At 56.8% G+C, this 5,313-nt stretch carries 3 rRNA genes; all 3 read left to right on the forward strand.

Annotated elements, in window-relative coordinates:
• The first annotated feature begins 209 nt into the window (after positions 1–209).
• The 3 genes from FDO65_RS21900 to rrf all read left to right on the forward strand — a co-directional run bounded on the left by FDO65_RS21900 (position 210) and on the right by rrf (position 5,312).
• Positions 210–1,728 (forward strand): 16S ribosomal RNA (locus tag FDO65_RS21900).
• Between the two features lie 281 nt (positions 1,729–2,009).
• Positions 2,010–5,119: ribosomal RNA gene (locus FDO65_RS21905) — 23S ribosomal RNA — on the forward strand.
• A gap of 76 nt (positions 5,120–5,195) precedes the next feature.
• Positions 5,196–5,312: ribosomal RNA gene (gene rrf / locus FDO65_RS21910) — 5S ribosomal RNA — on the forward strand.
• The 16S, 23S and 5S rRNA genes sit together here, the layout of an rRNA operon.
• Position 5,313 lies beyond the last annotated feature (1 nt).

Below are 5,313 nucleotides of genomic sequence, written 5' to 3' on the forward strand. Positions count from 1 at the left end.
GTGCGCGTCCGTTTCTTGAGAACTCAACAGTGTACCGATAGTCAGTGCCAATTTATGTTTTACCCCGTTGGCCAGGCTTTGTGTCTGGTCTTTGGGATTCCTTTGGTATTGAAGTGAGCTAGCTCATTTTGACGCCTGGATAATGTTTTCTATGGTTTGTTGACTGACCGGTCCTTCTCCTTTGGGGGTGGGTGGTTGGTTGTAGACATTCGATGGAGAGTTTGATCCTGGCTCAGGACGAACGCTGGCGGCGTGCTTAACACATGCAAGTCGAACGGAAAGGCCCGCTTGCGGGTACTCGAGTGGCGAACGGGTGAGTAACACGTGGGCAACCTGCCCTCAGCTCTGGGATAACTCCGGGAAACCGGTGCTAATACTGGATAGGACTTCGCATCGCATGGTGTGGGGTGGAAAGTTTTTCGGCTGAGGATGGGCCCGCGGCCTATCAGCTTGTTGGTGGGGTAATGGCCTACCAAGGCGACGACGGGTAGCCGGCCTGAGAGGGCGACCGGCCACACTGGGACTGAGACACGGCCCAGACTCCTACGGGAGGCAGCAGTGGGGAATATTGCGCAATGGGCGAAAGCCTGACGCAGCGACGCCGCGTGAGGGATGACGGCCTTCGGGTTGTAAACCTCTTTCAGCTCTGACGAAGCGAAAGTGACGGTAGGAGCAGAAGAAGCACCGGCCAACTACGTGCCAGCAGCCGCGGTAATACGTAGGGTGCAAGCGTTGTCCGGAATTATTGGGCGTAAAGAGCTCGTAGGCGGTTTGTCGCGTCGAATGTGAAAACCCGGGGCTCAACTCCGGGCCTGCATTCGATACGGGCAGACTAGAGTTCGGTAGGGGAGACTGGAATTCCTGGTGTAGCGGTGAAATGCGCAGATATCAGGAGGAACACCGGTGGCGAAGGCGGGTCTCTGGGCCGATACTGACGCTGAGGAGCGAAAGCGTGGGGAGCGAACAGGATTAGATACCCTGGTAGTCCACGCCGTAAACGTTGGGCGCTAGGTGTGGGGGTCCTTCCACGACCTCCGTGCCGCAGCTAACGCATTAAGCGCCCCGCCTGGGGAGTACGGCCGCAAGGCTAAAACTCAAAGGAATTGACGGGGGCCCGCACAAGCGGCGGAGCATGCGGATTAATTCGATGCAACGCGAAGAACCTTACCAAGGCTTGACATGCACAGGAAAGTTCCAGAGATGGTTCCCCCGCAAGGTCTGTGCACAGGTGGTGCATGGTTGTCGTCAGCTCGTGTCGTGAGATGTTGGGTTAAGTCCCGCAACGAGCGCAACCCTTGTCTTATGTTGCCAGCACGTAATGGTGGGGACTCATAAGAGACTGCCGGGGTCAACTCGGAGGAAGGTGGGGATGACGTCAAATCATCATGCCCCTTATGTCTTGGGCTTCACGCATGCTACAATGGCCGGTACAAAGGGCTGCGAAACCGCGAGGTGGAGCGAATCCCAAAAAGCCGGTCTCAGTTCGGATTGGGGTCTGCAACTCGACCCCATGAAGTCGGAGTCGCTAGTAATCGCAGATCAGCAACGCTGCGGTGAATACGTTCCCGGGCCTTGTACACACCGCCCGTCACGTCACGAAAGTCGGTAACACCCGAAGCCAGTGGCCCAACCCCTTGTGGGGGGGAGCTGTCGAAGGTGGGATCGGCGATTGGGACGAAGTCGTAACAAGGTAGCCGTACCGGAAGGTGCGGCTGGATCACCTCCTTTCTAAGGAGCATTCGCGCCCCTGTAGGGGTGTGTGGCCGGATCACAGACGAGCGTTCTGTGCCGGTTGCTCATGGGTGGAACGCTGACTGTTGGTGCACTGTTGGGTCCTGAGGGAACGGACCCTTCGCCCTTGTGAGTGCCAGGTTCGCCTGGTGCTGGGGGTGGAGTTCGGTTTCTTCGTGGCGGCGCTTGCCGGCCTTGCACGGTTGTGTGGGTTGGTGGGTGTTTTCGTGTGTTGTTTGAGAATTACACAGTGGACGCGAGCATCTTTGATCTTTTGTGGTCAAGTTTTTAAGAGCGCACGGTGGATGCCTGGGCATCAGGAGCCGATGAAGGACGTAGGAGGCTGCGATAAGCCTCGGGGAGCTGTCAACCGAGCTGTGATCCGAGGATTTCCGAATGGGGAAACCCAGCACGAGTCATGTCGTGTTACCCGCATCTGAATACATAGGGTGTGTGGAGGGAACGTGGGGAAGTGAAACATCTCAGTACCCACAGGAAAAGAAAACAACAGTGATTCCGTGAGTAGTGGCGAGCGAAAGCGGACGTAGGCTAAACCGTGTACGTGTCAAGCCGGCAGGCGTTGCGTGTGCGGGGTTGTGGGACCATGATTGCCAGTTCTGCCGATCTGGCGGGAAGTTATAAAGTCGCGTGTTAGTCGAACGGTTTTGGAAAAGCCGACCGTAGTGGGTGAGAGTCCCGTAGACGAAAGCATGTGGCCTTCCTTTTGTGGCTCCCGAGTAGCAGCGAGCTCGTGAAATTTGCTGTGAATCTGGCGGGACCACCCGCTAAGCCTAAATACTACCTGATGACCGATAGCGGACTAGTACCGTGAGGGAAAGGTGAAAAGTACCCCGGGAGGGGAGTGAAATAGTACCTGAAACCGTGCGCTTACAATCCGTCGGAGCCATATTTAGTGTGGTGACGGCGTGCCTTTTGAAGAATGAGCCTGCGAGTTAGTGGTGTGTGGCGAGGTTAACCCGTGTGGGGAAGCCGTAGCGAAAGCGAGTCCGAACAGGGCGATTCAGTCGCACGCTCTAGACCCGAAGCGGAGTGATCTACCCATGGCCAGGATGAAGCGACGGTAAGACGTCGTGGAGGTCCGAACCCACCAGGGTTGAAAACCTGGGGGATGAGCTGTGGGTAGGGGTGAAAGGCCAATCAAACTCCGTGATAGCTGGTTCTCCCCGAAATGCATTTAGGTGCAGCGTCACGTGTTTCTTGCCGGAGGTAGAGCACTGGATGGTCTAGGGGGCCCACAAGCTTACCGAAATCAACCAAACTCCGAATGCCGGTAAGTGAGAGCGTGGCAGTGAGACTGTGGGGGCTAAGCTTCATAGTCGAGAGGGAAACAGCCCAGATCGCCGGTTAAGGCCCCTAAGCGTGTGCTAAGTGGGAAAGGATGTGGAGTCGCCCAGACAACCAGGAGGTTGGCTTAGAAGCAGCCACCCTTTAAAGAGTGCGTAATAGCTCACTGGTCAAGTGGTTCCGCGCCGACAATGTAGCGGGGCTCAAGCACACCGCCGAAACCGCGGCATTCACACGTCAGCCTAGCCTTCGTGGTTCAGGTGTGTGGATGGGTAGGGGAGCGTCGTGTGGCGAGCGAAGCGGCGGGGTAACCCAGCCGTGGACGCCACACGAGTGAGAATGCAGGCATGAGTAGCGAATGAGGAGTGAGAAACTCCTCCACCGAATGACCAAGGGTTCCTGGGCCAGGTTTATCCGCCCAGGGTGAGTCGGGACCTAAGGCGAGGCCGACAGGCGTAGTCGATGGACAACGGGTTGATATTCCCGTACCCGCGTAGGAACGCCCATGATGAGCCCGGTGTTGCTAACCACCCGAGCCCGCATCTGACTTCGGTTGGGTGTTGGGGGAGCGTGGGACCCGATCCGGTAGTAGTCAAGCGATGGGGTGACACAGGAAGGTAGCTCCGCCAGTGAGTGGTAGTACTGGTGTAAGGGTGTAGGTAGCGGGGATAGGCAAATCCGTTCCCGTGTTGATCTGAGACCTGATGCATAGCCGTTTGAGGCGAAGTAGAGTGATCCTAGGCTGTCGAGAAAAGCCTCTAGCGAGTTCCGAGTGGCCCGTACCCTAAACCGACACAGGTGGTCAGGTAGAGAATACCAAGGTGAGCGAGCGAACTATGGTTAAGGAACTCGGCAAAATACCCCCGTAACTTCGGGAGAAGGGGGGCCGGGTTGCGTGAAGCCCCTTGCGGGCTAGCGTGGTTCGGCCGCAGAGACCAGGGAGAAGCGACTGTTTACTAAAAACACAGGTCCATGCGAAGTCGCAAGACGATGTATATGGACTGACGCCTGCCCGGTGCTGGAAGGTTAAGAGGACCGGTTAGTTCCCTTTGGGAGCGAAGCTGAGAATTTAAGCCCCAGTAAACGGCGGTGGTAACTATAACCATCCTAAGGTAGCGAAATTCCTTGTCGGGTAAGTTCCGACCTGCACGAATGGCGTAACGACTTCTCTACTGTCTCAACCATAGGCTCGGCGAAATTGCACTACGAGTAAAGATGCTCGTTACGCGCGGCAGGACGGAAAGACCCCGGGACCTTTACTATAGCTTGGTATTGGTGTTCGGTTCGATTTGTGTAGGATAGGTGGGAGACTGTGAAGCGATCACGCCAGTGTTCGTGGAGTCAACGTTGAAATACCACTCTGGTCGAACTGGATGTCTAACTTCGGACCGTGATCCGGTTCAGGGACAGTGCCTGGTGGGTAGTTTAACTGGGGCGGTTGCCTCCCAAAATGTAACGGAGGCGCCCAAAGGTTCCCTCAGCCTGGTTGGCAATCAGGTTTTGAGTGTAAGTGCACAAGGGAGCTTGACTGTGAGACCGACGGGTCGAGCAGGGACGAAAGTCGGGACTAGTGATCCGGCACCACCTTGTGGAAGGGGTGTCGCTCAACGGATAAAAGGTACCCCGGGGATAACAGGCTGATCTTGCCCAAGAGTCCATATCGACGGCATGGTTTGGCACCTCGATGTCGGCTCGTCGCATCCTGGGGCTGGAGTAGGTCCCAAGGGTTGGGCTGTTCGCCCATTAAAGCGGCACGCGAGCTGGGTTTAGAACGTCGTGAGACAGTTCGGTCCCTATCCGCCGCGCGCGTTGGAGTCTTAAGGAAGGCTGTCCCTAGTACGAGAGGACCGGGACGGACGAACCTCTGGTGTGCCAGTTGTTCCGCCAGGAGCACGGCTGGTTGGCTACGTTCGGAAGGGATAACCGCTGAAAGCATCTAAGCGGGAAGCTCGTTCCAAGATGAGGACTCCCACCCACTTGATGGGGTAAGGCCCCCGGAAGACCACCGGGTTGATAGGCCGGAAGTGGAAGCACCGTGAGGTGTGTCGAGCTGACCGGTACTAATAGGCCGAGGACTTACCACAACATCATTGCTACGCGTCCACTGTGTGATATCTGAGGCAACACCCGCGCCTGCGGTTGTGTGTGTTTCATAGAGTTACGGCGGTTATAGCGAGAGGGAAACGCCCGGTCCCATTCCGAACCCGGAAGCTAAGCCTTTCAGCGCCGATGGTACTGCACTCGCCAGGGTGTGGGAGAGTAGGACACCGCCGGACA

The organism is Nakamurella flava, from assembly GCF_005298075.1.
Classification (GTDB): Bacteria; Actinomycetota; Actinomycetes; order Mycobacteriales; family Nakamurellaceae; genus Nakamurella; species Nakamurella flava.